Origin of the sequence: Foetidibacter luteolus (assembly GCF_009650435.1) — a bacterium.
GTDB classification, from domain to species: domain Bacteria; phylum Bacteroidota; class Bacteroidia; order Chitinophagales; family Chitinophagaceae; genus Foetidibacter; species Foetidibacter luteolus.
In genome coordinates this window covers 1-2,918 of the sequence record NZ_VVIP01000087.1, presented here as the reverse complement: position 1 = coordinate 2,918, position 2,918 = coordinate 1, and the positions used below count along the sequence as shown (strand labels likewise).

The 2,918-nt window shown below is 44.5% G+C and carries 2 protein-coding genes; both read left to right on the top strand.

Annotated elements, in window-relative coordinates:
- The coding region (locus tag F0364_RS26255; protein WP_153800795.1) for a T9SS type A sorting domain-containing protein at positions 1-427 on the top strand (427 nt) is incomplete at its 5' end.
- 854 nt (positions 428-1,281) lie between these two features.
- Positions 1,282-2,918 (top strand): fibronectin type III domain-containing protein (locus F0364_RS26250; RefSeq protein WP_153800794.1); only part of this gene is annotated, 1,637 nt, incomplete at its 3' end.

The following is a 2,918-nucleotide window of genomic DNA, read 5'->3' as shown; positions in this document are numbered from 1 at the left end:
GAACAGCCTGCAGATACAGGGCAAACAGGTGGTAAGCACAGAGGAAACACCGCCGATATACGCCCGGAAGATGAATGGCGGCAAAGATGCCAAAGACAAGGATAAGGCTGCCGCGGCGACTTCACAAAGTGCAGCACAGGCCAAAGAAGTCTTCGGCCTGCAGCCAGACAAACTTACCGCATTCCCAAGTCCGTTCACTGATGATGTAACGCTGAGGATGTTGCTGAAGGAAAGCGTAAATAAACTGGATGTGGTAGTGTTTGATATGAACGGAAGGGCTATATTTAGCCGCGGATTTGGCAGCGTAGCCAAAGGCGTATGGCAACAAAAGCTTGGCTTAAGCGGCAGAGGGTTGGCTAACGGCGTGTACTACATTAAGGTACTCGGCATACCCGGCGAAAACTCTATAAAAGTGGTCAAAGAATAAAGAATAATATGTAAAAGTTGAAACGGCTGGGTCTGTCCCAGCCGTTGATTTTTAAATAATGTTATGTGGGTGAATGGTTATTGCCATAGAAAATTTTATGGGCCAGGCAGGAGGAACAGGTATTAAGCATTTCTTGCGTCGCACTCTTTTACTGCCAGAACATTATTCAGCCGGGCTTGCACGATAACATAAAAACTATTTGGTCTTTATTGTCATTTAATGATGTTTGAATGCCATATTATTTACTCCGGGTTCAGACTGCTGGTTAACTTAATATGGTGGGCAAAAGGCGAGAAGGATTGGTAAGTTGAAAGGCTGCCGGATTGAAACGTAAACCCCGCTGAAGGCCCGTGCGCCAGTCATGTGGCGGAGTTGCAGTGTAAAGCCGGAACTACAGCTTTAGCAAGCTGTGCTGCTGAGAGCCCCAAAATAATGGAAGAGAATTTCAGATTTATTTTTTTCAAAGCAAACCGGGAGATAAAGAAAACCGTATTACCAAAGCAGGTGATAGTTACCCCCAAATTAATATTATTTTCAGGCGTTTTTAATATTAACTGAGAAAAAATGTTTGTGTGTTAGAGAAAAACGCTTATTTTGCAGCATAAATTGCGTATAAGATTAATTCTTATCCAAATTTCCTATACAAAGCTAACATTCAGCGTTTCACAATCCTCTGAATCTTAAATCCTTTCCAATTCCTATTTTCCAAAAGCTATAGACTCAGTATTTAAACTGTACTGTTTTATTCTATCTGCCTGCTCCAATTCTATGCGATAACCCTTACGGTATCCTTTAACAGTTAAATTTAAATTGCTTAAAATACACCAGGAGTTTCAATACTTTAAACCTTGAACATGAAAACACAAAACGGGCTTTTAAAGCTCTTCATGATTGCAGTTGCTGCCTTAACAATGCAATTTACCCTTGCCCAAACAGGCGTGCTGGATCCTAACGATCCTATCGTTGTTTACAACCCGGGAAGCCCCCCGGCCACTCCGCCCTATGGCACCCTTGCAAAATGGGTTAAAACCAACCGCCTTAGCTGGAATACTTCCACTTTTAAATGTTACTTCTACAATGGAGTAGCTTTTCGTTTAAGGTTTCCAAAATCATACCAGCATGGTGTGAATGATGGAAAAAAATATCCGGTGTATTTGTTTTTTCATGGAAGAGGTGAAAAAGGAACTATTTATGATAATGAATACCAGCTTTACCATGGCGGCCAATCTCACATGAATGCGGTAGTTGCTGATAAATTTGACGGTTTCTTACTTTATCCGCAAAACCAGACTGATGGCTGGGGCGCAGGCCTTACTGTGATGAGCGAGTTTATTCAGAATTACCTGGTGCCGCAATGCAAAGCAGACCGCTTCAGGATTATTGTGGATGGCCTTTCCGCTGGTGGCGCCGCTACCTGGAAGTTTTTGGTAGCCAATTATAAAGTACCCGCCGCAGTGTTGCCTATCAGCAATACTGATTTAGCTTACCTGGATGCGGTTCAACAGTTTAAATTTACCCCTATGTGGCAGTTCCAGGGTGGCCTTGACAAAGCGCCATCACCTGGTTATACACAACAGTTGGCTAATGGCATATTGAATGTAGGTGGAAATTACAAGTTGACTGTTTACCCCACGTTGGGGCATGGTTGCTGGAACCAGGCATGGGCAGAGACCGATTATTACCCGTTCTTAAACCGGGCATATAAATCTAACCCCTGGGTGTTGTTTGGGAGGAGTGAGTTTTGCCCCGGTGACAATATTAATGTAACCATTGGTGTAACCCCCGGCTTTAACGCGTATGAGTGGCGTAAGGATGGTAATCTTATATCAGGTGCAACCGGTAACCAGGTAACGGTAACTTCTGTAGGTGTATATTCCTGCCGTATGCGGGATGGCGCTACCTTATGGTCAGATTGGTCTCCTATACCCATGGAGATTAAGTATAAAACATCAGCCAACATCCCCAGTATTACTGTTGCCGGCCTTGCCAGCAAGGTTATTCCTTCCCTTGACGGAAGCACCGGTGTAACCTTGCAGGTACCGGAAGGGTATGCGACCTACTCCTGGCAAAAAGAGCCATCTTCCACCGTGCTCAGCACCACTAATACCGTTAATGCCGCTGCACCGGGCGATTATAAGGTAAAAGCAATTGAGCAGTTTGGCTGCAGCAGCGATTTTTCAGCGCCGTTTACAGTAATTGATGCCAACGGTCCTAACAAGCCGGAGGCGCCCATTAACCTGTCAGCGACAACTTTGTCCAAAACAGCCATTAAGCTGGACTGGAGCGATAACCCGCAGCCACAGTATAATGAAACCGGTTTTGAGATTTACGAAGCAAGATCATCTGACGGCCCTTACAGCCTTGTAAGCATTACCGGTGCGGATGTGCTTACTTATACAAGAACAGATTTAAATGCCAACACACGCTACTACTATAAATTAAGAGCGGTTAATGAAACGGCAGCATCTGCCGCATCCAATGTGGCCAATAC